This is a genomic window from Streptomyces sp. NPDC019937, assembly GCF_040631655.1.
Lineage (GTDB): Bacteria > Actinomycetota > Actinomycetes > Streptomycetales > Streptomycetaceae > Streptomyces.
The window spans coordinates 164,802-189,509 of the sequence record NZ_JBEYAL010000010.1; the positions used below are offsets into that span (position 1 = coordinate 164,802).

Consider the following 24,708-nt stretch of genomic DNA (forward strand, 5'->3'; position numbering starts at 1 on the left):
CCGCCACGGCTTTGCCGGGACGGAACTGTCCCGACCCTACCGGGCCCGGATGAATTCACAAGCCCTATGGATGCCGCATCCGTTACACCTGGCAACTCGCGTAATTACCCGTAGTTACGTGCAGTTACCCGCTATTTCGTAAGCCTCTCGGAGATCGTTGCCGCGATACCAGCCGGATGCGATTTCGCTCACATGGTGATCCGCGTTCACCGCGACCGAGAAGGGCACCACCGCGAACAGCTCGGCATCCGACATCGAATCCCCGTAGGCGACGCAGTCCGCCCTGGTCAACCCGAACTTCCCACAGAGTTCATCCGCGATCCGCACCTTAGCGGCCGGGTTCAGAATGCCCGCGGGATCCAGCCGCTCCCGGAACGGCACCGACGGCCACGCCGACCCGTGCGCCGCGTCCGCGCCCCAGTCCAGCAGCCGCTCCACGAAGAACCCGGGCGAGAGCGAGATCACGGCACACCGCTCACCGCGCGCCCGGATGTCCGCCCACACCTCCCGAATCCCCGTCAGCCACGGCGCCCCCTCGAACGCCGCCGCCACCTGCGCCTGCGTCAGCTCGCCCCACAGCGCACAGGCCCGCTCCGCGAACCGCGCCGGGGCCAGCCCGCCCGCCGCGAACTCCCGTTCCAGCTCCCCGATCTCCCGCTCCACACCGAGCTGACGCGATATCTCGATGGCCGCGGCCGAACCACGGATCAGCGTCCCGTCCAGATCGAACAGATGCAGTCTGGTCATGGAGACCGAGCGTAGAGCGTGTCCTCTGCGGGTCATCCCTGGATTCCGGGAGTAGCCACGGATACTCCCGCCGTCAGACGCGGCGGGCGGCCGGGCGGGCCACCGTGAGCGCATGCAACAGCTGAAACGGCCCGCGCGCCGGGCCCTCCTCGTCGTGCATGTGGTCGTCTCCGTCGGCTGGCTCGGACTGACGCTCGGCGTGCTGGCCCTGGGCATCACCGGGGCCACGGCCGGATCGGCCGAGGCCGCCGCAGGGGCGTACCGGTCGATGAACGTCCTCGGGGACTGGCTGCTCATCCCGGTCAGCCTGCTCTCCCTCCTCAGCGGAGTGGTGCTCTCCCTCGGCACGCCCTGGGGCCTGGCCCGGCACCGCTGGGTGTACGTGAAGTTCTGGCTGACCCTGGTGACCACCGCCGCCACCGCCTTCGCGCTGCGCGCCCGGATCGACGCGGCCATGGCCGACGTCTCGGCGGGCCGGGCGGTCGGCGCCACGACGGATCTGGTCCTGGCGCCGTCGGTCAGCCTGGGCGTCTACGTCTTCCTCACCGCCCTCTCGGTGATCAAGCCGTGGGGCATGACGGCGCGGGGGCGGCGGCTGCGCGGGAACGGTCGCCTGCGCGGGGCCGGGAGCGGCCGCGTAGGCTCGCGGGCGTGACCGACTTCGAGATCCGGCGCGCGACCGCCGAGGACATATCCGCGATCGTCGCCATGCTCGCCGACGATCACCTGGGCACCCGGCGGGAGTCGCCGGAGGACCTGGCTCCGTACCGGGCCGCGTTCGAGCGGCTGGACCGGGACCCGAACCAGCACCTGGTCGTCGCGGTCCGGGACGGGCGTACGGTCGGCACCCTCCAGCTCACCGTGGTGCCCGGGCTCTCCCGGCGCGGCGCCACGCGCTCCATCATCGAGGCCGTACGGATCCACGCCGACGAGCGCGGCAACGGTCTGGGCACCGAGCTGATCGCGTGGGCGGTCGAGGAGTCGCGCCGCCAGGGCTGTGCGCTGGTGCAGCTCACCTCGGACGCGACCCGCATCGACGCCCACCGCTTCTACGAGCGGCTCGGCTTCGAGGCCAGCCACATCGGCTTCAAGCTGCCGCTCGCCTGACCACACGGCTACAGCGGACGCCAGCCGTCCGGATCGACGCCCCCGGGCACCGCGTCCTCCGGGGCGTACGGCTCCCGCGTCAACACGAAGGTGCCGAGGTCGAGATGGCCGGGCGCGCCGTCCCCGCGCCCCGCGACCACCCGCAGCGTCTCCCCCGCGTAGTAACCGTCGAGGCCGGTCCAGGTGCCGTCCGGCTCGGCCCGGAAGCGCGAGCTGCGGCCCGCCCCGCCGACCGGCGACAGCTCCAGGCCCCGGTCGGCGCGCAGCCGCAGCAGGAAGGGCGTGGGCCCCCAGTACCAGGGCCCGGTCAGCGCCAGCAGCTCCGGATCGGCCTCGGGCAGCGGCCGCCAGGGGGCGGGGATGGGCGGCTCGTGCTCCGCGGTGATCCGTACGAGGTCGGCGGCGACGGAGGCGACGGACGGCCCCGAGGTGACGTTGGCCAGCGCGATCCCGGCCAGCCGGTCGTCCTCGCTGACCCACAGGGCGGCGAGGAAGCCGGGCATGGAGCCGACGTGGCCGTACAGGAACCGGCCCTCGCGGTGTGCCAGCTGCACCCCGAGCCCGTAGCCGCCGTCCCGGTCCCGGCCCTCGGGCGGGGCGGCGGGCATGCGCATCTCGGCGAGCGTCGCGGCGCCGAGCACCCGCTCGTCCCCGTCCAGCAGGAAGGCGGCGAAGCGGGCCAGGTCGGCGGCGGTCGACCACAGCTGCCCGGCGGGCGCCATCCGCCCGGTGTCCTCGGCGGGCTCCGGCAGCAGCACATCGGCCCAGGGATGGACGGCCCAGCCCCCGGCGTGCGGGGCGCGCGGCTCCGGGGACGTCCGCGTCATCCCCAGCGGCTCCAGCACCTCGCGGGCGAGGACATCGCCCCAGGCCGCGCCGCGCAGCCGCTCGACGAGCGCGCCGAGCAGGGCGAAGCCGGTGTTGGAGTAGTGGTGGCGGCGTCCGGCGGGGTGGACGAGGGGGCGCTCGCCGAAGAGATCCGCCGTGGTGGGGCGCAGCGCGCCCGGTGTGCGCTCCCACCACGGGCCGGGCGCCTCGGCGGCCAGTCCCGAGGTGTGGGCGAGGAGCTGGGCGACGGTCGCGCCCTCCGCCTCGGGCGCCTCCAGATGCTTGGTCAGCGGATCCCCGAGGTCCAGCAGCCCCTCGTCGCGCAGCCGCATCACCAGCACCGCGGTGAACGTCTTGGTCAGCGAACCGATCCGGTACTGGGTGCCGGCGTCGGGCTCCCGCCCGTCCGTACCGCCCCGCGCCCCCGTCCACACCAGCCGCCCCTCCCGCACCACGGCCCCCACCAGGGAGGGCGTCCGGCCCTCGGACTGGCCGACGGCGACGCGGTGGAGCAGGGCGCGGCGGGTGGCGGGCAGCAGCTCCGCGCAATCCTCGGATGGGGTCATGCCCGCACCCTACGGGCCGGATTCCGCGCCGTCAGGGGCGACGGCAAAGGCCTGGCCTTGACGTCGGCGGCAAGGTCTACCGTCGAGCCATGCGGATCGGAGAGCTGGCCGAGCGGGCGGGTACCACCACCCGCACCCTGCGCTATTACGAGTCGATCGGACTGCTGCCCGCGCGGCGCTCCGGCAACGGGTACCGGGCGTACGACGAGGACGACCTCCGGCTGGTCCGCCAGATCCGCACCCTGCAGGACTTCGGCTTCGGCCTGGAGGAGACCCGGCCGTTCGTGGAGTGCCTGCGCTCCGGCCACCCGGCCGGTGACTCCTGCCCGGCGTCGCTGGAGGTCTACCGGCGCAAGCTGGCCGAGCTGGACGACTGCATCGCGCGGCTGAGCGCCGTACGGCGTCAGGTCGGGGCCCAGCTCGTCCAGGCGGAGCGGGCCCGCGCGGCGCTGGAGGCGGCGGCGACGGCGCCCGGCGGGGCGCCGGATCCACGCTGCGAGCTGACTCCGTACGACCCGCCCGTGAGCGGCGGGAACCCAAGACGATGAGGGGAATGAGCGAGATGACACGGACTCGCGCCGCGGAAGTGCCCGCGGTCACGGACGCCACCTTCGCCGAGGAGGTGCTGACGGCCGGACTGCCGGTGCTCGTGGACTTCACCGCCTCCTGGTGCCCGCCGTGCCACATGATCGCGCCGGTGCTGGCGGAGATCGCCCGGGAGGAGGGGCACCGGCTGAAGGTGGTGCAGCTGGACGTGGACACCAACCCGGAGACGACGGCGGCGTACGGAGTGCTGTCGATGCCGACCCTGATGCTGTTCCGGGCGGGCGAACCGGTGCGGTCGATGGTCGGCGCCCGGCCGAAGCGGCGGCTGGTGCAGGAGCTGGAGGACCTGCTCTGAGCCTCACCGGGCGGGGCCCGGTCCTACCTCCGCGCGGCTTCCGGCTTACGGGCCAGGAGGAAGGCCTGCGGAACCACCTCCCTGCCCTCGGGCTCGCGCACCTGCCGGGCCCGCACGGTGAACCCGGCCCCGCCGAGCAACCCGGCGATCCCGTCGGGCGGCAGCCTGCGGACATCGAGCGACACGGGATGGCCGAACGGTTCGGCCACGCGCAGCTGTTCGTCGCCGACCTGGAAGGCGACCAGCAGATGGCCACCCGGGGCCAGCAACCGGTGGAATTCGGCCAGCACCGCGGGCAGCCGCTCGGCGGGGGTGTGGATGAGCGAGTAGTAGGCGACGATGCCGCCGAGGGCGCCGTCCGACAGGCCCAGCTCGGTCATCGACCCCTCGTCGAACCGCAGCTCCGGATGCTCCCGCCGGGCCACCGCCAGCATCTTCGAGGACAGGTCGACACCGAAGACGTCCAGGCCGAGGCCGTGCAGATATGCCGTCACCCGGCCAGGACCGCAGCCGAGATCGGCGACCGGCCCAGCCTTCTCGCCCTGCCGCACGAGGTCCGCGAACGCGCCGAGCATGGCCCGGTCCAGCGGCTTGTCGTCCAGCGGGGACTTGAACCGCTCCGCGTAGTCTTCGGCGATGGTGTCGTAGAAGGTCCGGATGGTCAGCAGGTCGCTTGGCTCGGTCATGCACGGGGAGGCTAGCGCCCGCGCGGGACGGCCACTGCCGGATGGCCGGAAGCGGAGCGCCGTAGGCGGCTTACCGACGGCGCCGCGCTCGCAGGACGGTGTCGTGGACGTGGTGGGTGCCGGGCGGGGCGGGGGCGGTGCGCGGGCGGGTCTCGTTGATCTCGACGGTCCAGTCGCCGCCGAGGAGCCCGGTGATGTCGCCCGGCTGGTAGTAGGCGTCGGGGTCGAAGTCCAGTTCCTCGCGCGGGGGCAGGTCGGCGAGGTCGTGACCGACGAAGAGCAGGGTGCCGCCGGGGGCGACGGCACCCAGCAGGCCGCGCAGCGCGGTGTGCTCCGGCTGGCGCGGGAGCGGGAAGTACTGGGCGGAGACCAGGTCGAACGCCGCGGCCGGGGGCGGCGTTACGGTCAGGTCGGTCCGGGTCCACGCCACCCGGTCGGAGAGGTCCCCGGCCGTGGCGGCGGCGCGGTCCAGGGCGGTCCGGGAGATGTCGAGCGCGGTGACCCGCCAGCCGCGCCGGGCCAGCCAGAGGGCGTCGGCGCCTTCCCCGCAGCCGACGTCGAGCGCCTGCCCCGGCGGCAGATCGGTGACCTCGGTGACGAGCACCCCATTGGGGTTGCCGCTGTGGAGCTGGTCGGCGCTGCCATACATGTCGTCCCAGAACTGCGCGTCCATCGGCTCTGCCTTCGGTAGGGGCCCGTGGCGCCGGTCGCCCACGGCCTGTGCGCACACCGTGGCCGCCCCCGCGCCCCCACGCCAAGATTCCTTGCCGGAACGGCAAAGGACGGGGGCGCGCCTCCTCAGTCCTGGTCCGCGTCGTCCGGGGAGTGGGGCAGGAGGGGGAAGAGCCGGGTGATGAGGGCCACCGGCCGAGCGCCCTCGGGCCGGGCCAGGGGGCGCTGCTCGCGGTCCTGGTAGGGCGCGAGCGCCCGCCGGATGGCGTCCGCGACCCGGCTCATCTCCTCGGGCGTCAGATAGGCGACGGCGCTGAAGGCTTCGTCGTGGCGCCATGCCGGCGGCGCCTCGTCCCGCTGGGTCAGCCATCGCCGCCAGCTCTCGTCCTCCAGCCCCCGGGCCAGTTCGCCGAATTGCTCCGCCGCGGTCCCGCGGGCCGCCGCTTCGGGGGTGCGCCGCCTCAGACGCCAGGGGCGTGCCCGGCCCCCGCTGTGGGGTGCCTCTTCGATGTATCCGTGGCGTGCGAGCTGCCGCAGGTGGAACGAGCAGAGCCCGGAGCTGTATCCCAGCCGGGAGGCGGCTTCGGTCGCCGTGACGGCGCCGAATTCGGCGAGCAGGTCGAGCAGGTCGGTGCGGACGTGATGCGCGGGCAGTTCTTCGCCCGCGCCGGCTCTCCGGCGTTGCGCGGCGTGGACGTCGTCTTCAGTCACTTTGCAAAGCCTGCTACTTTGCAAAGTACTTGGCAAGCGGGAGCCCTTGGGGGGACACCATGTCTGTGCGTCATGAGCGGCCCGGCCCCGTCGACCGGCGGGTCCGTGTGCAGGGCCTCCCCGTCGACACCTTCCCGGCTCTGCCGCCGGAGGCGGAGCGGGGCGCGGTCCGCAGGATCACGGTGGTGGGCGAGGAGGTCCTGAGCCGTCCGTGCCGGGAGGTCACCACGTTCGGGACCCCCGAGCTCTCGGCGTTGATCGACGACATGTTCCTGACCATGTACGTGGCCGACGGCGCCGGGCTGGCCGCCAATCAGGTGGGCGTCTCCTTGAGCCTGTTCGTGTACGACTGCCCGGACGAGGGCGGCATCCGGCATGTCGGCCACATCGTGAACCCGGTGCTGGAGCTGCCCGATCCGGGCGACCGCCGCCTCGTCGAGGATGCCGAGGGCTGTCTGTCCGTGCCGGGTGCCGCCATGGAGGTCCCGCGCACCGATCGGGCGGTCGTCCGCGGGTTCGACAAGGACGGCGGCCCGCTCGTCATCGAGGGAACGGGGTATTTCGCCCGGTGTCTGCAGCATGAGGCCGACCACCTCCTCGGCCACACGTACCTCGACCGGCTCTCCAAGCGGGACCGCAAGGACGCCCTGCGGCAGATGGAAGAGCGCCACGAGGACGTCTTCGCGCGCCGCGCGCTCAAGGCCGCCCAGCTGAATCCGTAGGTCCCGGTCGGCCGTCCCCCTGTGAAGGCGGGGCGCGCGGATCAGGTCTGGGCCATGTCCACGAAGCGGGAGTAGTGGCCCTGGAAGGCGACGGTGATGGTGGCCGTCGGACCGTTACGGTGCTTGGCCACGATCAGGTCGGCCTCGCCCGCGCGCGGGGACTCCTTCTCGTACGCGTCCTCGCGGTGCAGCAGGATGACCATGTCGGCGTCCTGCTCGATGGAGCCACTTTCGCGCAGGTCCGAGACCATCGGCTTCTTGTCGGTGCGCTGCTCGGGGCCACGGTTCAGCTGGGACAGCGCGATCACCGGCACCTCCAGCTCCTTGGCCAGCAGCTTCAGGTTTCGCGACATGTCCGAGACCTCCTGCTGACGGCTCTCGGGACGCCGGGCACCGCCGGACTGCATCAGCTGGAGGTAGTCGATGACGACCAGCTGCAGATCGTTGCGCTGCTTGAGCCGACGGCACTTGGCGCGGATCTCCATCATCGACAGGTTCGGCGAGTCGTCGATGTACAGCGGAGCCTGGGACACGTCCGGCATCCGCCGGGCGAGCCGGGTCCAGTCCTCGTCGGTCATGCTGCCGGAGCGCATATGGTGCAGCGCCACCCGGGCCTCGGCGGACAGCAGACGCATCGCGATCTCGTTGCGCCCCATCTCCAGGGAGAAGATGACGCTCGGCATGTTGTTCTTGATCGAGCAGGCGCGGGCGAAGTCGAGGGCGAGGGTGGACTTACCCATGGCGGGCCGGGCCGCGATGACGATCATCTGGCCGGGGTGGAGGCCGTTGGTCAGCGAGTCCAGGTCGGTGAAGCCGGTGGGCACCCCGGACATCTGGCCGCTGCGCGAACCGATCGCCTCGATCTCGTCGAGCGCGCCCTCCATGATGTCGCCGAGCGGCAGATAGTCCTCACTGGTCCGCTGCTCGGTGACGGCGTAGATCTCCGCCTGGGCGTTGTTGACGATCTCATCGACGTCCCCGTCCGCCGCGTATCCCATCTGGGTGATGCGGGTGCCCGCCTCGACCAGGCGGCGCAGCACGGCGCGCTCGTGGACGATCTCGGCGTAGTACTCGGCGTTGGCCGCGGTGGGGACCGACTGGACCAGGGTGTGCAGATACGAGGCGCCGCCGACCCGGGCGATCTCGCCGCGCTTGGTCAGCTCGGCCGCGACCGTGATCGGGTCGGCCGGCTCGCCCTTCGCGTACAGGTCCAGGATGGCCTGGTAGACGGTCTCGTGGGCGGGCCGGTAGAAGTCGTTGCCCTGGAGGACCTCCACCACATCGGCGATGGCGTCCTTGGAGAGCAGCATGCCGCCGAGCACGGACTGCTCGGCGTCGAGGTCCTGCGGGGGGACGCGCTCGAAGCCGGACCCTTCCCACGAGCCGCCGTCACGGCCGCGGTCATGCTGGTCGTCTCGGCCCCGGCCGCCCTCACCGCGGCCGCCGCCCTCGCCGCGGCGGAAGCGGGGGGCAGGGAAATCGGCCGGACCGGAGTCCGCCCATGGGTCGTCCATGGGCTCGGGCACGCTCACCCCGCCACCTCCTCCCGTCCGCGGTACGGATCTCGCCGCGACGCCTCAAGTCTTACGACACGGCTATGACAAACAGGGCGCCCGGCTTCCGCTCACGACGCGTCGAGTTCTGGTGGGTTCGAGGCCGGAACAGATGGCGGGCGCCGGATAACGGTAGGCCCGTCAGGGCCACCGGCCAACTCGGTTATCCACAGGCCATGTGGATGATGCGATCCATCCTGTGGAGAAGTCGCGCGAACCTGTGCACGGGCCGGGGGACAGTGCTGTGGACAAACACACAATCACTCCAGGACTACCGCGCTGACCTGCTGTTTCTCTATCCAGGGGCTGTGCAGAAGAAAAACTTCCACACCCGATGCAAGATCACGACAAACGGCGCAGAGGAGAGCGTCGCGAGCGCCGCCATGTAAGAACTGCATAGGGCTTGTGCCTCTTACCTGTGGAAGATTAGATTGCCTCCATGACTCAGGCCCCCGCGAGCGCGCGGAGCACCGTCCGCCGGCACGACCGCGAGATCATCGCCCTCGCCGTACCCGCCTTCGGCGCACTCGTGGCGGAGCCCCTCTTCGTCATGGTCGACAGCGCCATCGTCGGCCATCTCGGCACCCCGCAGCTCGCCGGTCTGGGCGTCGCCGCCGCCCTGCTGACCACCGCGGTGAACATCTTCGTCTTCCTCGCCTACGCCACCACCGCCGCCGTGGCCCGCCGGGTCGGCGCCGGCGACGTCCCCGGCGCGATCCGGCAGGGCATGGACGGCATCTGGCTGGCCCTGCTGCTCGGCGCCGCCGTCATCACCGCCGCCCTGCCCACCGCACCCGGTCTGGTCGACCTCTTCGGCGCCTCCGGCACCGCCGCCCCGTACGCCATCACCTATCTGCGCGTCAGCACCCTCGGCATCCCCGCGATGCTCGTGGTGCTCGCCGCCACCGGTGTACTCCGAGGCCTCCAGGACACCCGGACCCCGCTCTACGTGGCCATCGGCGGCTTCACGGCCAACGCCGCGCTGAACGCGGGCCTCGTCTACGGCGCCGGGCTCGGCATCGCGGGCTCCGCCTGGGGCACGGTGATCGCCCAGTGGGCCATGGCCGCCGTCTACCTCGCGGTGGTCGTCCGGGGAGCCCGGCGCCACGGCGCCTCGCTGCGTCCCGACATCGCCGGGATCCGGGCCTGTGCCCACGCCGGGGCACCGCTGCTGGTCCGTACGCTCTCGCTGCGCGCCGTGATGCTCATCGCGACGGCGGTGGCGGCCCGACTCGGGGACACCGAGGTCGCGGCCCACCAGATCGTGCTGACCCTGTGGACGCTGCTGGCGTTCGCGCTGGACGCCATCGCCATCGCGGGTCAGGCCATCATCGGGCGCTGCCTGGGAGCGGAGGACGCCGAGGGGGCTCGCGCCGCCTGCCGCCGCATGGTGCAGTGGGGCATCGTCGCGGGCATCGTGCTCGGCCTGCTGGTGATCGCCTCCCGGCCGCTGTTCATCCCCCTGTTCACCACGGACCCCGGCGTGAAGGACGCCCTGCTGCCGGTGCTGCTGGTGACGGCCGTCATCCAGCCGGTCTCGGGTGTGGTCTTCGTCCTCGACGGGGTGCTGATGGGCGCGGGCGACGGTCCGTATCTCGCCGGAGCCATGATCGTCACTCTCGCGGTCTTCGCCCCGGTCGCGCTGCTCGTCCCCACCTGGGGCGGGGGACTGACCGCCCTGTGGTGGACCATGGCGCTGATGATGTCGCTCCGGCTGGCGACCCTCTGGCTGCGCGCCCGCTCCGGGCGATGGATCGTCACCGGCGCGACCCGGGCCTGAGCACCGCACGGCGGAACCACGGCGAGGTGACCGCCACCCGGCGAGGACCCGACGCGAAGGGCCGCACCCCACGCGGGGGTGCGGCCCTCTCACATGCCCGGCTCAGCCGGGCGCTGCGTTACGCGGCGACGACCTCGACGCCGACCTTCGCGGCAACCTCGGAGTGCAGCCGCACCGACACCTGGTGCGCGCCCAGGGTCTTGATCGGCTGCTGCACCTCGATACGGCGCTTGTCGACGTCCGGGCCACCCGCATCCTTGATCGCCGAGGCGATGTCGGCAGGGGTGACGGAGCCGAACAGCCGGCCGGCCTCGCCGGCGCGGGTCTTCAGCTGCACCTTGACGCCCTCGAGCCGGGCCTTGACCTCGTTGGCCTGCTCGATCGTGGCGATCTCGCGGATGCGACGACCGCGGCGGATCTGCTCGACGTCCTTCTCGCCACCCTTGGTCCAGCGGATCGCGAGACCACGCGGAACCAGGTAGTTACGGGCGTAGCCGTCCCGGACGTCCACGACGTCACCAGCGGCGCCGAGGCCGGAGACCTCGTGGGTGAGGATGATCTTCATGACTCGGTCACCCTTCCCTTATCGCGCGGTGGACGTGTAGGGCAGCAGCGCCATCTCACGGCTGTTCTTCACGGCCGTGGCGACATCGCGCTGGTGCTGAGTGCAGTTGCCGGTGACCCGGCGGGCACGGATCTTGCCGCGGTCGGAAATGAACTTCCGCAGCAGGTTCGTGTCCTTGTAGTCGACGTAGGAGATCTTCTCCTTGCAGAACACGCAAACCTTCTTCTTAGGCTTGCGAGCAGGCGGCTTCGCCATTGTCTCTCTCCAGTGTGATCAAGAAGTTTGTGCTGGTCGCCCGGACCAGGCCGCGCGCTGTTTCACGTGAAACCGCGTGAAACAGCGCATCCGGACCTAGAAGGGCGGCTCGTCCGAGTAGCCGCCGCCGCTGCCGGAGCCACCGCCCCAGCCGCCGCCACCGCCGCCCTGGCCGCCACCGGCCGGTGCGCCGGTCGCCCAGGGGTCGTCGGCCGGAGCGCCGCCGCCCTGCTGCTGACCGCCGCCGGGGCCACCGCCCCAGCCGCCGCCACCGCCGCCGCCCTGGCCGCCGCCGCCGTAGCCACCCTGGCCACCGCGTCCGGTGGTCTTGGTGACCTTGGCCGTGGCGTTGCGCAGGCTGGCACCGACCTCGTCGACATCCAGCTCGTAGACCGTGCGCTTGATCCCCTCACGGTCCTCATACGACCGCTGCTTCAGCCGGCCCTGCACGATGACGCGCATACCGCGCTGAAGCGACTCGGCCACGTTCTCCGCGGCCTGCCGCCATACCGAGCACGTGAGGAAGAGGCTCTCGCCGTCCTTCCACTCGTTGGTCTGGCGGTCGAACGTACGAGGAGTGGACGCGACACGGAACTTCGCGACCGCCGCACCGGAGGGGGTGAAGCGCAGCTCGGGGTCGTCGACGAGATTGCCGACGACCGTGATGACGGTCTCGCCTGCCATTGGGGAACCTCTCGGCGGGTACTGCTGGGCTGCTTGCTACTCGTTGCGATACGGCCCGGTGACCGCTGAACGCTTACGCGGTCAGTGGGTCTCGGGACGGAGGACCTTGGTCCGGAGGACCGACTCGTTCAGGTTCAGCTGGCGGTCGAGCTCCTTGACGACCCCCGGCTCGGCCTGCAGGTCGATGACCGAGTAGATGCCCTCGGGCTTCTTGTTGATCTCGTACGAGAGACGACGACGCCCCCAGGTGTCGACCTTCTCGACCTTGCCGTTGCCCTCGCGGATAACGGAAAGGAAGTTCTCGATCAGCGGGGAGACAGCACGCTCCTCGAGATCGGGGTCGAGGATGACCATCACCTCGTAGTGACGCATGTGGAACCCACCTCCTTTGGACTCAGCGGCCACGGTCGTTCCGTGGCAGGAGGGTCGTGATGCGTTGTGCCGCGGCGTCTGTACAGACGCCACCGCAGACCGTACACAGTACCCGCCTCGTGCCTCCCGCTTGAAATCCGGGCGCCTTGGCCCGCAATCTGTACACATCGGGTGTGAGCGGCGTTACAGTTCGCCGCCCTGCCTTTATGTGCCTACCTGGAGGTGCCCCATGGCACAGGCAGCACGACCGCAGCACGGACTGCTCTCCTTCCTGGACACCGATGGCAAGTCTCATCCCGTCGAGAACACCATCGCCGTGGCGACGCTGATGATCGGCTTGATCTCCTTCGTCACGGCTCATTTCCCCGGCCTCCACCTGGTCAGCTCGTGGACCGGACTGATCGGCATGCTCGGCGGGGCATGGGGTCAGCTGATCTCCGCGACCACCGGAGAGCGGTTCCTGCTGATCATCGGACTCGGTGCGTCGGGCGTCGGCTTCTACCTCGGCATGGCGCACGGCGGGCTCTTCGGCGGGCTGCTGGGCTGACTCCCCGAGGGCGGGTTGGCACCAGGCCCAAACGGGGCGGGCCCCGGTCGCAGTAGGCTTCGGCGCGAGAGCCGGAGCCCCGACCCTGGGGACAAACCTGCCGAGGAGCGCCCCGCAATGAGCCTGACCCTGAGGACGATCAGCCGAGAGCAGCATCTGGCGTACATCCAGAGCCTGCCCGCGGCAAGCCACATGCAGGTCCCGGCATGGGCTGACGTCAAGTCGGAGTGGCGCTCGGAGAACCTCGGCTGGTTCGACGCCACCGGCCAGCTGGTCGGCGTCGGCCTCGTCCTCTACCGCCAACTGCCCAAGATCAAGCGGTATCTGGCCTACCTCCCCGAGGGCCCGGTCATCAACTGGTACGCGCCCAACCTGGAGGAGTGGCTGCGCCCGATGCTCGCGCATCTCAAGCAGCAGGGCGCCTTCTCCGTGAAGATGGGCCCGCCGGTCATCATCCGCCGCTGGGACGCCTCCGCGATCAAGTCCGGTATCCAGAACCCGGATGTGAAGCGGCTGCGCGACATCGAGGCCACCCACATCGAGCCGCGGGCCTTCGAGGTCTCCGACCGGCTGCGGCGGATGGGCTGGCAGCAGGGCGAGGACGGCGGCGCGGGCTTCGGTGACGTCCAGCCGCGCTACGTCTTCCAGGTGCCCCTGGAGAACCGCTCCCTGGAGGACGTGCACAAGAGCTTCAACCAGCTGTGGCGCCGCAACATCAAGAAGGCCGACAAGGCCGGCGTCGAGGTCGTCCAGGGTGGCTACGAGCACCTGGGCGAGTGGCAGCGGCTCTACGAGATCACCGCGGAGCGCGACCACTTCCGGCCCCGCCCGCTCAGCTACTTCCAGCGCATGTGGACGGCCCTCAACACCGAGGACCCCAACCGGATGCGGCTGTACTTCGCCATGCACGAGGGCGAGGCGGTGGCCGCCGCCACGATGCTGGTCGTCGGCGGCCACGTCTGGTACTCCTACGGCGCCTCCGCCAACCACAAGCGCGAGGTCCGGCCCTCGAACGCGATGCAGTGGCGGATGCTCCGCGACGCGTACGCGCTCGGCGCGACCGTCTACGACCTGCGCGGCATCTCCGACTCGCTCGACGAGACCGACCATCTCTTCGGCCTGATCCAGTTCAAGGTCGGCACCGGCGGGCAGGCTGCCGAGTACCTCGGCGAGTGGGACTTCCCCCTCAACAAGCTGCTCCACAAGGCACTCGACATCTACATGTCCCGCCGCTGACCCTGATTTCCTGCTCCCCCGAAAACGCTGCATATCTCGAATACACCGCGGCAACGAGAAAGGTTCCGGGACCGGCCAATGGCGCTCACCCTCTACGTCGACACCGCGCGCTGGCGGGCGCACCAGCAGATGGTGATCCAGCAGTTCCCGGGGATAGTCCCGGTCTGCAAAGGCAACGGATACGGCTTCGGCCATGAACGGCTGGCCGAGGAAGCCGCCCGTATCGGCTCCGACGTCCTCGCCGTGGGGACCACGTACGAGGCCGCCCGGATGAAGGACTTCTTCAGCGGCGACCTGCTCGTCCTCACCCCGTTCCGCCGCGGCGAGGAGCCGGTGCCGCTGCCGGACCGGGTGATCCGCTCGGTCTCGTCCGTCGACGGCGTCTACGGCCTGGTGAACGCGCGCGTCGTGATCGAGGTCATGAGCAGCATGAAGCGGCACGGGGTCACCGAGGAGGACCTGCCCAAGCTGCACGCCGCCATAGAGAACGTCCGGCTGGAGGGGTTCGCCATCCACCTCCCGCTCGACCGGACCGACGGCATCGACGCGGTCGAGGAGGTCATCGGGTGGATGGACCGGCTGCGCGCGGCGCGGCTGCCGCTGCACACCATGTTCGTCAGCCACCTCAAGGCGGACGAACTGGCGCGGCTGCAGCAGCAGTTCCCGCAGACCCGGTTCCGCGCCCGCATCGGCACCCGGCTGTGGCTGGGCGACCACGAGTCGACGGAGTACCGGGGCTCGGTGCTCGACGTCACCCGGGTCGCCAAGGGCGAACGCTTCGGCTACCGCCAGCAGAAGGCCGCCTCCGACGGCTTTCTGGTGGTCGTCGCGGGCGGCACGTCCCACGGCGTCGGCCTGGAGGCCCCCAAGGCGCTGCACGGGGTGATGCCCCGGGCCAAGGGGGTCGCCCGCGCCGGTCTCGCCACCGTCAACCGCAACCTCTCGCCCTTCGTCTGGGCGGGCAAGCAGCGGTGGTTCGCCGAACCGCCGCACATGCAGGTGTCCATCCTGTTCGTGCCGGGCGATGTCACGGCGCCGCAGGTGGGGGACGAGCTGGTGGCGCATCTGCGCCACACCACGACGCAGTTCGACCGCCTGCTCGACCGCTGAGCCCCGTCGCCGGGGTGGGCGCCCGCAGGGCGGCTCACCCCCGGCCGGTGCCCCAGTCCGCCAGCGCCGCGCCCTCGTACTGCGCCGTGCGCCGCGCCCCTCCCAGCACGAACGCGTCCGGCGCCCGGTCGAGCACGCCGCCGGACGGGTCGTCCGAGCCGTCCCGGCGCACCGGATCCCGGTCCGGCACCAGTGCGTCCCGCACGACCATCGCGCACAGGAAGAGCGTCCCCGCGAAGTGCAGCGCGGTCGCGAGCTGGTAGCCCTCGGGCGGCAGGCCCCGGTGCTGATCGCCGCTGTTGGTGTACGCGAGGTACATCCAGATCCCGAGGAAATACATCACCTCGCACGCCTGCCACACCAGGAAGTCCCGCCACCGCGGCCGCGCCAGCGCCGCGAGCGGGATCAGCCACAGCACGTACTGCGGTGAGTAGACCTTGTTGGTGAGCACGAAGGCCGCGATGACCAGGAAGGCGAGCTGGGCGAAACGCGGCCGGCGCGGGGCGCGCAGGGCGAGGGCCGCCACTCCGGCGCAGGCCAGCGCCATGAGGATCATGGCGTAGGTGTTGACGTCGTCCATGGGGTCGCCGGTGCGCTGCGAGATGATCAGCCAGAGCGATCCGAAGTCGACCGGGCGTTCCTGGCTGAACGTGTAGAACTGCTTCCAGCCCTCGCGGATGTGCAGCCCGCCCTGCGTAGTGATCATCACGGGGACGTTCACCACCAGCCAGGCGGCCGCCGTGCCGCCCGTCGCCGCCCAGAAGGCACGCCACCGGCCCGCGCGCAGGCACAGCACCAGCAGCGGCCCGAGCAGCAGCACCGGGTAGAGCTTCGCGGCCGTCGCCAGGCCGAGCAGCACACCGGCGGCCAGCGGGCGGCTGCGGGACCACATGAGCATGGCGGCGGCGGTGAGGGCGACCGCGAGCAGGTCCCAGTTGATCGTGGCGGTGAGCGCGAAGGCGGGGGCCAGGGCGAGGAGCAGCGCGTCCCAGGGGCGGCGGCGGTGCGTACGGGACACGCAGACCGCGATGACCGCGGTGCACGCCATGAGCATGGCCGCGTTGGCCAGCCAGTAGACCTGTTCGCGGGTCTGCAGGTCGCCGCCGTGCGGGGTGAGCCAGGAGGCGACCTCCATCAGGAGGCCGGTGAGGACCGGGTACTCCAGGTACTGCATCCCGCCGGAGACGCTGTCCGGTATGCGGTCGAAGTACGGGACGAGGTCGTCGGCGAAGCCGCGGCCGTTGTAGAGGTGCGGTATGTCGGAGTAGCAGGCGTGGGTGTACTGGGTGGTGGCGCCGTAGAACCAGCCGCCGTCGTAGCAGGGCAGCTTCTGCACCATGCCCAGGGCGAACATCCCGATGGCGACGAGCGCGATGATCCGCACCGGGGTCCACCAGCTCGTGCCCAGCAGCGCCCGGTGCCCGACCGGGCCGCCGATCAGCTCGCTGCCCGCCGCGGCCACCGCGTCCTCCGTGGTCGGCCGTACGGGCTGGGCCTGTGGGTCCTCGCGCACGCTCATGGGGCCCATCCTGCCGTACGAGCCGGACGCGAGGGGTGAGGACCGCCTCAGCGGCCCGCTGAGCGCCTCGTGACGTCCTGGCCGCCCCCGGGGCGCTCGCGGGCCCGGGAGGCGCCCAGAGAGCCGCAGAGGCCCCTGAACGGCGGCGGCCGCGCCGGAGCGGGATGCTCCGGCGCGGCCGCCGATCGTGGTGCGGGGGTTCGGTCCTATTGATCCTTGCGGGAGCCGGACGGGCCCCCGAAGAGCCCGCCGCCCGGTGGCTCCGTGGTCGGCGAGGGCGAGGGTCCGCCCGGGTCACCGCTGGGGCCGGCGTTCTCGTTGCCCTGGTTGTCGCCGCCGGCGTTCTGGTTGCACTTGAAGTCCAGCGGATCACACGACTCCGTGGGGCTCGGACTGCCGGAGGACGTCTCCGACGGCGTCGGCGACGGCTTCTCCGACGCCGTCTCGGACGGCGTCGGCGTCGGCTTCTGGGTCGTCGGCGTCGGGCTCGCGCTCTCGCCGTAGACCTTGTCACCGATCGGCGTGGCCGCCGGGAAGTCCTTCGCCGGCTGGCCCGCCATGGCCTGGCGCATGTAGTCGGCCCAGATCTCGGCGGGGTACGACGCACCGTGGATGGTCTTCTGACCGCCCACACCGCGCATGGAACGGAAGACCTGCCGCTTGGCCTGATCGTCGACCCGCCACATTCCGATCGACGTGGACAGCTGCGGGGTGTAACCGGCGAACCAGGCCGACTTGTTCTGGTCGGTGGTTCCCGTCTTGCCCGCCGCCGGGCGGCCGATCTTCGCGGAGGTGCCGGTGCCGCGCTCGACGACGTTCTTCAGCACGTCCGTGACGTTGTTCGCCACGTTCGCGTCGAAGGCCCGCTTGAGCTTGGCGTCCTCCTTGTGGTTGTAGACCTCGCCGTCCTTGTCCTCGACCCGCTCGACCGAGTACGGATCGGCCTGCTGGCCGCTGGCCGCGAAGGTCGCGTACGCCCCGGCGAGCCGGATCGCGCTGGGCGCGGAGGTGCCGAGGGAGAACGTCGGGGTGATCGAGGCCAGCTGCTCCTTGCTGAGGCCCGCGTCCAGGGCCGCGTCCCGCACCTTGTCGGTGCCGACGTCCATGCCCAACTGGATGAAGGGCGTGTTCACCGAGTACTGCATCGCGGTGCGCAGGCTGATCTTGCCCTTGTCCTCCTCACCGTCGTTGCTCTGGTGCCACTCCTTGTTGTTCTTGTCCTTCCAGACCGAACCGTCGTAGTCGCGCAGGGTCAGCTTGTTGTCACCGTTGTAGACACTCGACGGAGAGACCTTGGTGCGCTCGGAATCCGGTTGGTCACGCGGCCCGTTGCGGTCCCGGACACCGTCCCTCATCGCCGCAGCCAGTACGAAGGGCTTGAAGGTCGAGCCCACCTGGACACCGGTGTAGTCCGCGTTGTTGCGATAGTGCTGCAGCGCGTCGCTGCCGCCGTAGATGGCCTTGATCTTGCCCGTCTTGGGCTCCACCGAGGCACCGCCGAACTGCACATACTTATCCTGTTCGCGCAGTTTCGGTTTGATGTTCTCCTTGGTCACCTTCTCGACCGCGTTCTTCAGTTCACTGATCTTCTTGCGGTCGAAGGTGGTGTGGATCTGATAGCCGCCCTTGTCCAGCTGCGCCTTGGAGATATTGGTGTTGGCGACGACGTAGTTGTCGGCGAGGTCGGTCAGGTAACCGATCTGGCCCTGCTTGTTCGTCGCCACCTTCGGGCTCTTCGTCCGCGGGAAACCCTTGGCGAGATAGTGCTGGGCAGCCGACTTGGACAGCCGGCCCACCTGGACCTCCCGCTTGAGGATCCACGACCAGCGCGCCGTGGCCCGCTTGGTGTTCGCCTCCGCGCTCGCGGTCGGTCCGTAGCCGCCGTTCGGGTCGTACAGGTTGGGCCCGTTGAGCGTCGCGGCGAGGAAGGCGCTCTGGCTCGGGTCGAGTTTCTCGCAGTCCTTGTCGAAGTACGCGCGGGCCGCCGCCTGACAGCCGTAGGCGCCACGGCCGTAATACGCCGTGTTGAGGTACCCCGCGAGGATGTAGTCCTTGCTCTCGACCGTGCCGACCTTGACGGAGATGAACAGCTCCTTGAGCTTTCGCGTCACCGTCTGCGACTGGTCGAGGTACGTGTTCTTCACGAACTGCTGGGTGATCGTCGACCCACTCTGGGTCGCGCCGCCCCGCGCCATGTTGACGACGGCGCGCGCGATACCCATCGGGTCGACGCCCGAGTCCTGGTAGAAGCTGGCGTTCTCGGCCGAGATCACCGCGTTCTGCATGGACTCGGGGATCTTGTTGAGCGGCACGATCTGCCGGTTGAGATCACCGCCGCCCGAGACCACCATCTGCTTGCCGTCGCCCCAGTAGTAGACGTTCTTCTGGGCCTGCGAAGCGGCCTGCGCGGTGGGAACGTCGACGATCATCCACCCGATGCCCACGGCACTGATGAGCGCCGCGAAGAAGAAGAGGAAGGTTCCGGTGACGAGCCTCCAGGACGGCACCCAGCGGCGGAAGCCCGACTTGCCCGCGCGCGGGTAGTCGATGAACCGCTTCTTGGCGGGCGGACCGTCGCCGCCCGCGCCCCGTCCGCGGCCACCACCGGTGGCCCGCCGGCCGCCGCCGCGCCCTCCGCGGCCCGCGCCACCGGCGGCCGGATCGGGTCCTCGTCTCCGGCCGCCGCGTTGCGCGGCGCGGCGGGCCTCGGCCCTGCCGCCGTGGGAGCTCTCCTCCCCGTACGAGGCCGAGCCCGACTCGGCGGCGGCGTTGTGCGATGGTGCTGCGCGACGGCCGGACGACTGCTGTCCGGCACGCCGGGCCGCTGCTCGGCCGCCGCCTTGGGGCTGCGGCGGCTTGCGACGGTGCTCGCTCATGGAACGACTACTCCTCGGGCAGGCGCTATCGCCTGAAAGCGGCAGGTGGCTTCCGGTCCCCCCGATGTGCGATCCGGCCACACCTGGCAACCGGACGCACTGCCTCCAGGACGAGGACGCAGGACAGCGTCACACGGTTCCCTTTGGTCTGCATGGCGAACAGAGTACGCACGGCCAAATCTTGTCCCCTCGGCGCCTTCACTCCATAACGGTCCGGTTGAGTCCCACGAACCGGTGATGTGACGCCGTTCACCGTGGCCGCTCTTGTCCCACCGGGATCACGGTTCTATCGTCTGGATGTATCGAGTCGATACATCAGGTCGGCATAGTGGGTCCAGGAGAGGGGAGAGGCGGGCGATGAGCAGACGCTCCGGCATCCTCGAGTTCGCCGTCCTCGGCCTGCTCCGCGAGTCCCCGATGCACGGATATGAGCTGCGAAAGCGTCTCAATACCTCGCTCGGGGTCTTTCGTGCTTTCAGCTACGGCAGCCTCTACCCCTGCCTCAAGACGCTGGTCGCCCAAGGCTGGTTGATCGAGGAGCCCGGGAACGCCTCCGAGGAAGCCGTCGCGGCAACCCTCGCCGGCCGCCGGGCGAAGATCGTCTACCGGCTGACGGCGGAGGGAAAGGAGCGCTTCGAGGAGCTGCTCTCCCACACCGGCCCGGACGCCTGGGAGGACGAGCACTTCGGCGTCCGCTTCGCCTTCTTCGGACAGACGTCACGAGACGTACGGATGCGCGTGCTCGAAGGGCGGCGCAGCCGCCTGGAGGAGCGCCTGGCGAAGATGCGGGCCTCCCTGGCCCGCACCCGCGAGCGGCTGGACGACTACACCCTCGAACTCCAGCGGCACGGCATGGAGTCGGTGGAACGCGAGGTCCGCTGGCTGAACGAGCTGATCGAGAGCGAGCGGGCCGGGCGCGACCAGCGCGACGAGCCCGCCGGGCAGGACCGGACGCCTGAGCAGGGGCCGGGCCGGTCGCCGGAGCAGGACCGGTCAGGAGAGGCGGACGGCCTGCCCCGGCACCGGGGTGGTTCCCGGCCGGACCCGTCCGATGACACCGCCAAGTGAGGCCCCGCACCCCGCGGGGCTTCGTCGAGTACACACAGGGAGCAACCGGAATGGGTTCGGTTCGTGTAGCCATCGTCGGTGTGGGCAACTGCGCCGCGTCGCTGGTGCAGGGCGTCGAGTATTACAAGGACGCCGACCCGGACACCCGCGTGCCGGGTCTGATGCATGTGCAGTTCGGCGACTACCACGTCCGTGACGTGGAGTTCGTCGCCGCCTTCGACGTGGACGCGAAGAAAGTCGGGCTCGACCTCTCGGACGCCATCGGCGCCAGCGAGAACAACACCATCAAGATCTGCGACGTGCCGTCGACCGGTGTCACGGTCCAGCGCGGCCACACGCACGACGGTCTCGGCAAGTACTACCGGCAGACCATCGACGAGTCCGACGAGACCCCGGTCGACGTGGTCCAGGTCCTCAAGGACAAGCAGGTCGACGTTCTGGTCTGCTACCTGCCCGTGGGCTCGGAGGACGCCGCCAAGTTCTACGCCCAGTGCGCCCTCGACGCCAAGGTCGCCTTCGTCAACGCGCTCCCGGTCTTCATCGCCGGCACCAAGGAGTGGGCGGACAAGTTCACCGAGGCGGGCGTGCCGATCGTCGGTGACGACATCAAGTCTCAGGTCGGCGCCACGATCACGCACCGGGTGCTGGCGAAGCTGTTCGAGGACCGGGGCGTCATCCTGGACCGCACCATGCAGCTGAACGTCGGCGGCAACATGGACTTCAAGAACATGCTCGAGCGTGAGCGCCTGGAGTCCAAGAAGATCTCCAAGACGCAGGCCGTCACCTCGCAGATCCCGGACCGCGACCTGGGCGCCGACAACGTCCACATCGGCCCGTCGGACTACGTGGCCTGGCTGGACGACCGCAAGTGGGCATACGTCCGCCTCGAGGGCCGGGCGTTCGGCGACGTCCCGCTGAACCTGGAGTACAAGCTCGAGGTGTGGGACTCCCCGAACTCCGCGGGCGTCATCATCGACGCGCTGCGCGCCGCGAAGATCGCCAAGGACCGCGGCATCGGCGGCCCGATCCTCTCCGCCTCCTCGTACTTCATGAAGTCGCCGCCGGTGCAGTACTTCGACAACGAGGCCCGGGAGAACGTCGAGAAGTTCATCAGGGGTGAGGTCGAGCGCTGAGCCATCACGATGCGCCGTGAGGCGCTGATCTCCGCCGCTTGATCACGGGCCTCCGGGAATCCCCCCGGAGGCCCGTGCGGTGTGTGAAGGTGGCGTCATGCCCGTTGTGCGTGATCTCCGCGTGCTGCTGCAACTGCGCGACTTCCGCCATCTTCTGGCCGTCCGGCTGCTGTCCCAGTCGGCCGACGGTGTCTACCAGGTCGCGCTGGCCACCTACGTGGTCTTCTCACCGGAGAAGGAGACGTCCGCCACGGCCATCGCCTCCGCCATGGCCGTCCTGCTGCTCCCCTACTCCCTCCTCGGCCCCTTCGCCGGTGTACTGCTGGACCGCTGGCGCCGCCGCCAGGTCCTGCTCCACGGCAATCTGCTGCGCTCCGGGCTGGCTGCCGGAACCGCCGTACTGGTCCTGGCCCAGGTGCCGGAGTGGCTCTTCTACCTCTCCGCCCTGTCGGTGACGGCGGTCAACCGCTTCGTCCTGGCAGGCCTGTCGGCCTCGCTGCCGCGGGTGGTGGACAGCCAGGAGCGTCTGATCATGGCCAACTCCCTCTCACCGACCGCGGGTACCCTCGCCGCGACCGCGGGCGGGGGTGTGGCGTTCGTGGTCCGGCTCTCCGGCCCGGGCGGCTCCTCCTCGGACGCGTTGGTCGTGCTGCTGGGGGCCGTGCTCTACCTCCTCGCCGGGCTCTCGGCGCTCCGCATGCCCTCCGGCCTCCTGGGGCCCGATCCGGCGGCCCTGCAACCGCACCTGGGAGCGGCCCTGTCGAGCACCGTCCGCGGACTGGTGGCCGGGTTACGTCATCTCCTGCACCGCAGGGATCCCACCCTGGCCCTGGCCGCGATGACGCTGATGCGCTTCTGCTACGGCGCCCTCACCGTCACGGTGCTGATGCTCTGCCGGTACGCGTGGGCCGACACCGAGTCGGGCGGGCTGGCGCTCCTCGGTATCGCGGTCGGCGTCTCGGGCGCGGGCTTCTTCGCCGCGGCGCTGATCACCCCATGGGCGGTGGGCCGGCTTTCCTCGCTCGACGCATCCCGGCCGGACGGCCAGCTCCACTGGGTGATGGTGTGCGCGGCGATCGCCGCCGTTCTGGAACCGGGCCTGGGACTCCCCTTCGAGCCCGCCCCGATGCTGATTGCCGCCTTCGTGCTCGGCGTCATCACCCAGGGCGCGAAGATCGCCACCGACACGGTCATCCAGTCCGCGATCGAGGACGACTTCCGCGGGCGGATCTTCTCCCTCTATGACGTGCTCTTCAACGTCGCCTTCGTGGGAGCCGCGGGGGTGGCCGCCCTGATGCTGCCGCCGGACGGGGCATCGGCCCTTCTGGTGAGCGGGGTGGCACTGCTCTACGCGGCGACCGCTGCCCTGCTGATGTTTCACGTGAAACACCGCCCCGGGAAACCCACAGGGGTCGATGTTTCACGTGAAACGTGATGCGTCGCGGGCGCGGCCTCAGCTCTGGGACTGGGCCGCCCACCACTCCTTGAGCGCCTCGACGGCGGCGTCCCGGCCCATGGGGCCGTGCTCGAGCCTCAGCTCCAGCAGATGCTTGTACGCCTTGCCGACCTCGGGCCCCGGAGCGATGCCGAGCACCTTCATGATCTCGTTGCCGTCGAGGTCCGGGCGGATCGCGTCCAGCTGTTCCTGCTCCTGGAGCCTGGCGATCCGCTCCTCCAGCCCGTCGTACGCCCGCGAAAGCGCCATGGCCTTCCGCTTGTTGCGCGTCGTGCAGTCCGAGCGGGTGAGCTTGTGCAGCCGGTCCAGCAGCGGCCCCGCGTCGCGCACATAGCGCCGCACGGCCGAATCGGTCCATTCGCCGGTGCCGTAGCCGTGGAAGCGCAGATGCAGCTCGACCAGCCGGGAGACCTCCTTGACCAGCTCATTGGAGTACTTGAGCTTCGTCATCCGGGACTTGGTCATCTTGGCGCCGACCACCTCGTGGTGGTGGAAGGAGACGCGGCCGTCCTTCTCGAAGCGGCGCGTCTTCGGCTTCCCGATGTCATGCAGCAGCGCGGCCAGCCGCAGCACCAGATCGGGCCCGTTCTCCTCCAGGTCGATGGCCTGATCCAGCACGGTCAGCGAGTGCTCGTACACGTCCTTGTGCCGGTGATGCTCATCACGCTCCAGCCGCAGCGCGGGGATCTCCGGCAGTACGCAGTCGGCGAGCCCGCTCTCGACCAGCAGCCGCAGCCCCTTCCGGGGGTGGGCGCCCAGGACCAGCTTGTTCAGCTCGTCACGCACCCGCTCCGCCGAGACGATGTCGATCCGTCCGGCCATCGCCTTCATCGCGGCTACCACCTCGGGCGCCACCTCGAAGTCCAGCTGAGAGGCGAACCGCGCCGCGCGCATCATCCGCAGGGGATCGTCGGAGAAGGACTCCTGCGGAGTGCCCGGGGTCCGCAGCACCCGCGCGGCGAGATCTTCGAGCCCGTTGTGCGGGTCGATGAACTCCTTCTGCGGGAGCGCCACCGCCATCGCGTTGACCGTGAAGTCCCGGCGGACCAGATCTTCCTCGATGGATTCGCCGTAGGACACCTCAGGCTTCCGGGATGTCCGGTCATAGGCTTCCGAGCGATATGTGGTGATTTCGATCTGGAAGTTCTGATGCGACCCGTTGTCGCCCGGCCCTTCCTTCTGGCAGCCGACCGTGCCGAAGGCGATGCCCACTTCCCACACGGCGTCCGCCCAAGGCCGGACGATCTTCAGCACCTCGTCGGGGCGGGCATCCGTCGTGAAGTCCAAATCGTTACCGAGGCGGCCGAGCAGCGCGTCCCGTACCGAGCCGCCGACCAGGGCCAGGCTGAACCCGGCCCGCTGAAAGCGTCGGGCAAGATCGTCGGCGACGGGAGAGACCCGCAGGAGTTCGGCCACGGCGCGGCGCTGCACCTGGTTGAGCTCATTGGTGGACTGCGGGGATCGGCTGTCATTGTTGGCGTTCGGCACAACAGAACAGGGTACGTGGCCGCGCGCCCCGGGGCCTCCACGTTGATCGTCGGTTCCATCACGGTGACGATCTTGTGGAGCCGTCCACAGCACTTCGTCACAGCGGGCATCGTTACCATTTCGTGG

General features: G+C 70.2%; 25 protein-coding genes. 12 read left to right on the forward strand and 13 right to left on the reverse strand.

The window, feature by feature from the left end:
• Positions 1-114: 114 nt before the first annotated feature.
• Positions 115-747, reverse strand: coding sequence for an HAD-IB family phosphatase (locus ABZ562_RS12815; protein WP_361477290.1), 633 nt, complete (start codon positions 745-747; stop codon positions 115-117).
• Between the two features lie 112 nt (positions 748-859).
• On the opposite strand from ABZ562_RS12815, the gene ABZ562_RS12820 reads away from it, so the two are divergent.
• Both ABZ562_RS12820 and ABZ562_RS12825 read left to right on the forward strand, forming a co-directional pair.
• Positions 860-1,402: a DUF2269 domain-containing protein gene (locus ABZ562_RS12820; protein WP_361477293.1), complete on the forward strand. Its 543-nt coding sequence runs from the start codon at positions 860-862 to the stop codon at positions 1,400-1,402.
• On the forward strand, positions 1,399-1,854 hold the full coding sequence (locus tag ABZ562_RS12825) for a GNAT family N-acetyltransferase (RefSeq protein ID WP_361477297.1): 456 nt from the start codon (positions 1,399-1,401) through the stop codon (positions 1,852-1,854). The genes ABZ562_RS12820 and ABZ562_RS12825 overlap by 4 nt, the downstream gene beginning before the upstream one ends.
• Positions 1,855-1,862: 8 nt before the next feature.
• Here ABZ562_RS12825 and ABZ562_RS12830 read toward each other — a convergent pair whose 3' ends face one another.
• Positions 1,863-3,248, reverse strand: coding sequence for a serine hydrolase domain-containing protein (locus ABZ562_RS12830; RefSeq protein WP_361477300.1), 1,386 nt, complete (start codon positions 3,246-3,248; stop codon positions 1,863-1,865).
• Between the two features lie 89 nt (positions 3,249-3,337).
• Between ABZ562_RS12830 and ABZ562_RS12835 the strand changes: the two genes are divergently transcribed.
• Positions 3,338-3,796: a MerR family transcriptional regulator gene (locus ABZ562_RS12835; RefSeq protein WP_361477303.1), complete on the forward strand. Its 459-nt coding sequence runs from the start codon at positions 3,338-3,340 to the stop codon at positions 3,794-3,796.
• A gap of 14 nt (positions 3,797-3,810) precedes the next feature.
• Entirely contained in the window at positions 3,811-4,149 is a 339-nt protein-coding gene (gene trxA, locus ABZ562_RS12840; protein WP_361477442.1) for a thioredoxin, read from the forward strand.
• A gap of 23 nt (positions 4,150-4,172) precedes the next feature.
• On the opposite strand, the gene ABZ562_RS12845 is transcribed toward trxA, so the two are convergent.
• The 3 genes from ABZ562_RS12845 to ABZ562_RS12855 all read right to left on the reverse strand — a co-directional run bounded on the left by ABZ562_RS12845 (position 4,173) and on the right by ABZ562_RS12855 (position 6,218).
• A complete protein-coding gene (locus tag ABZ562_RS12845) occupies positions 4,173-4,835 on the reverse strand; it encodes a class I SAM-dependent methyltransferase (protein ID WP_361477306.1) in 663 nt (220 codons plus the stop codon).
• Between the two features lie 70 nt (positions 4,836-4,905).
• A complete protein-coding gene (locus ABZ562_RS12850; RefSeq protein WP_361477309.1) occupies positions 4,906-5,508 on the reverse strand; it encodes a class I SAM-dependent methyltransferase in 603 nt (200 codons plus the stop codon).
• 125 nt (positions 5,509-5,633) lie between these two features.
• The gene (locus ABZ562_RS12855; protein ID WP_361477312.1) at positions 5,634-6,218 is read right to left on the reverse strand and encodes a winged helix-turn-helix domain-containing protein; all 585 of its coding nucleotides are present in this window, start codon (positions 6,216-6,218) and stop codon (positions 5,634-5,636) included.
• Positions 6,219-6,277: 59 nt separating this feature from the next.
• Here ABZ562_RS12855 and def point away from each other — a divergent pair, with 59 nt between their 5' ends.
• Entirely contained in the window at positions 6,278-6,940 is a 663-nt protein-coding gene (gene def / locus ABZ562_RS12860) for a peptide deformylase (protein ID WP_361477315.1), read from the forward strand.
• Positions 6,941-6,981: 41 nt separating this feature from the next.
• Here the strand turns inward: def and dnaB are convergent, their stop codons facing one another.
• Positions 6,982-8,472, reverse strand: a complete 1,491-nt coding sequence (gene dnaB, locus ABZ562_RS12865; protein WP_361477318.1) for a replicative DNA helicase — start codon at positions 8,470-8,472, stop codon at positions 6,982-6,984.
• Positions 8,473-8,932: 460 nt separating this feature from the next.
• Here dnaB and ABZ562_RS12870 point away from each other — a divergent pair, with 460 nt between their 5' ends.
• Positions 8,933-10,273, forward strand: coding sequence for an MATE family efflux transporter (locus ABZ562_RS12870; RefSeq protein ID WP_361477321.1), 1,341 nt, complete (start codon positions 8,933-8,935; stop codon positions 10,271-10,273).
• A gap of 118 nt (positions 10,274-10,391) precedes the next feature.
• On the opposite strand, the gene rplI is transcribed toward ABZ562_RS12870, so the two are convergent.
• The 4 genes from rplI to rpsF all read right to left on the reverse strand — a co-directional run bounded on the left by rplI (position 10,392) and on the right by rpsF (position 12,149).
• Positions 10,392-10,838, reverse strand: a complete 447-nt coding sequence (gene rplI, locus ABZ562_RS12875; RefSeq protein WP_055545981.1) for a 50S ribosomal protein L9 — start codon at positions 10,836-10,838, stop codon at positions 10,392-10,394.
• An 18-nt stretch (positions 10,839-10,856) separates the two neighbouring features.
• Positions 10,857-11,093, reverse strand: coding sequence for a 30S ribosomal protein S18 (gene rpsR, locus ABZ562_RS12880; protein ID WP_003978893.1), 237 nt, complete (start codon positions 11,091-11,093; stop codon positions 10,857-10,859).
• Between the two features lie 96 nt (positions 11,094-11,189).
• On the reverse strand, positions 11,190-11,777 hold the full coding sequence (locus ABZ562_RS12885; protein WP_361477326.1) for a single-stranded DNA-binding protein: 588 nt from the start codon (positions 11,775-11,777) through the stop codon (positions 11,190-11,192).
• 81 nt (positions 11,778-11,858) lie between these two features.
• On the reverse strand, positions 11,859-12,149 hold the full coding sequence (rpsF, locus tag ABZ562_RS12890) for a 30S ribosomal protein S6 (protein ID WP_055545977.1): 291 nt from the start codon (positions 12,147-12,149) through the stop codon (positions 11,859-11,861).
• A 229-nt stretch (positions 12,150-12,378) separates the two neighbouring features.
• Here rpsF and ABZ562_RS12895 point away from each other — a divergent pair, with 229 nt between their 5' ends.
• From ABZ562_RS12895 to ABZ562_RS12905, 3 genes are all read left to right on the forward strand, one after another.
• Positions 12,379-12,696, forward strand: a complete 318-nt coding sequence (locus ABZ562_RS12895; protein WP_361477329.1) for a hypothetical protein — start codon at positions 12,379-12,381, stop codon at positions 12,694-12,696.
• Between the two features lie 117 nt (positions 12,697-12,813).
• Positions 12,814-13,932 (forward strand): peptidoglycan bridge formation glycyltransferase FemA/FemB family protein, encoded by a 1,119-nt coding sequence (locus tag ABZ562_RS12900; RefSeq protein WP_055545973.1) that lies wholly within the window; start codon positions 12,814-12,816, stop codon positions 13,930-13,932.
• Between the two features lie 78 nt (positions 13,933-14,010).
• On the forward strand, positions 14,011-15,042 hold the full coding sequence (locus tag ABZ562_RS12905) for an alanine racemase (RefSeq protein WP_361477334.1): 1,032 nt from the start codon (positions 14,011-14,013) through the stop codon (positions 15,040-15,042).
• Positions 15,043-15,076: 34 nt separating this feature from the next.
• On the opposite strand, the gene ABZ562_RS12910 is transcribed toward ABZ562_RS12905, so the two are convergent.
• Together ABZ562_RS12910 and ABZ562_RS12915 are read right to left on the reverse strand one after the other, a co-directional pair.
• A complete protein-coding gene (locus ABZ562_RS12910) occupies positions 15,077-16,561 on the reverse strand; it encodes a glycosyltransferase 87 family protein (RefSeq protein WP_361477337.1) in 1,485 nt (494 codons plus the stop codon).
• 206 nt (positions 16,562-16,767) lie between these two features.
• Complete coding sequence (locus ABZ562_RS12915) at positions 16,768-19,437, reverse strand: transglycosylase domain-containing protein (protein WP_361477340.1); 2,670 nt, start codon at positions 19,435-19,437, stop codon at positions 16,768-16,770.
• A 357-nt stretch (positions 19,438-19,794) separates the two neighbouring features.
• Between ABZ562_RS12915 and ABZ562_RS12920 the strand changes: the two genes are divergently transcribed.
• The 3 genes from ABZ562_RS12920 (at position 19,795) to ABZ562_RS12930 (ending at position 23,073) form a co-directional block, all read left to right on the forward strand.
• Positions 19,795-20,505 (forward strand): PadR family transcriptional regulator, encoded by a 711-nt coding sequence (locus ABZ562_RS12920; protein WP_055545965.1) that lies wholly within the window; start codon positions 19,795-19,797, stop codon positions 20,503-20,505.
• 50 nt (positions 20,506-20,555) lie between these two features.
• Positions 20,556-21,638 (forward strand): inositol-3-phosphate synthase, encoded by a 1,083-nt coding sequence (locus tag ABZ562_RS12925; RefSeq protein ID WP_361477343.1) that lies wholly within the window; start codon positions 20,556-20,558, stop codon positions 21,636-21,638.
• 97 nt (positions 21,639-21,735) lie between these two features.
• Positions 21,736-23,073 carry an MFS transporter gene (locus ABZ562_RS12930; protein WP_361477345.1) on the forward strand — a complete coding sequence of 446 codons (1,338 nt, stop codon included), beginning with the start codon at positions 21,736-21,738 and terminating at the stop codon, positions 23,071-23,073.
• Between the two features lie 18 nt (positions 23,074-23,091).
• Here the strand turns inward: ABZ562_RS12930 and ABZ562_RS12935 are convergent, their stop codons facing one another.
• The gene (locus ABZ562_RS12935) at positions 23,092-24,582 is read right to left on the reverse strand and encodes a CCA tRNA nucleotidyltransferase (protein WP_361477348.1); all 1,491 of its coding nucleotides are present in this window, start codon (positions 24,580-24,582) and stop codon (positions 23,092-23,094) included.
• Between the last annotated feature and the right edge of the window lie 126 nt (positions 24,583-24,708).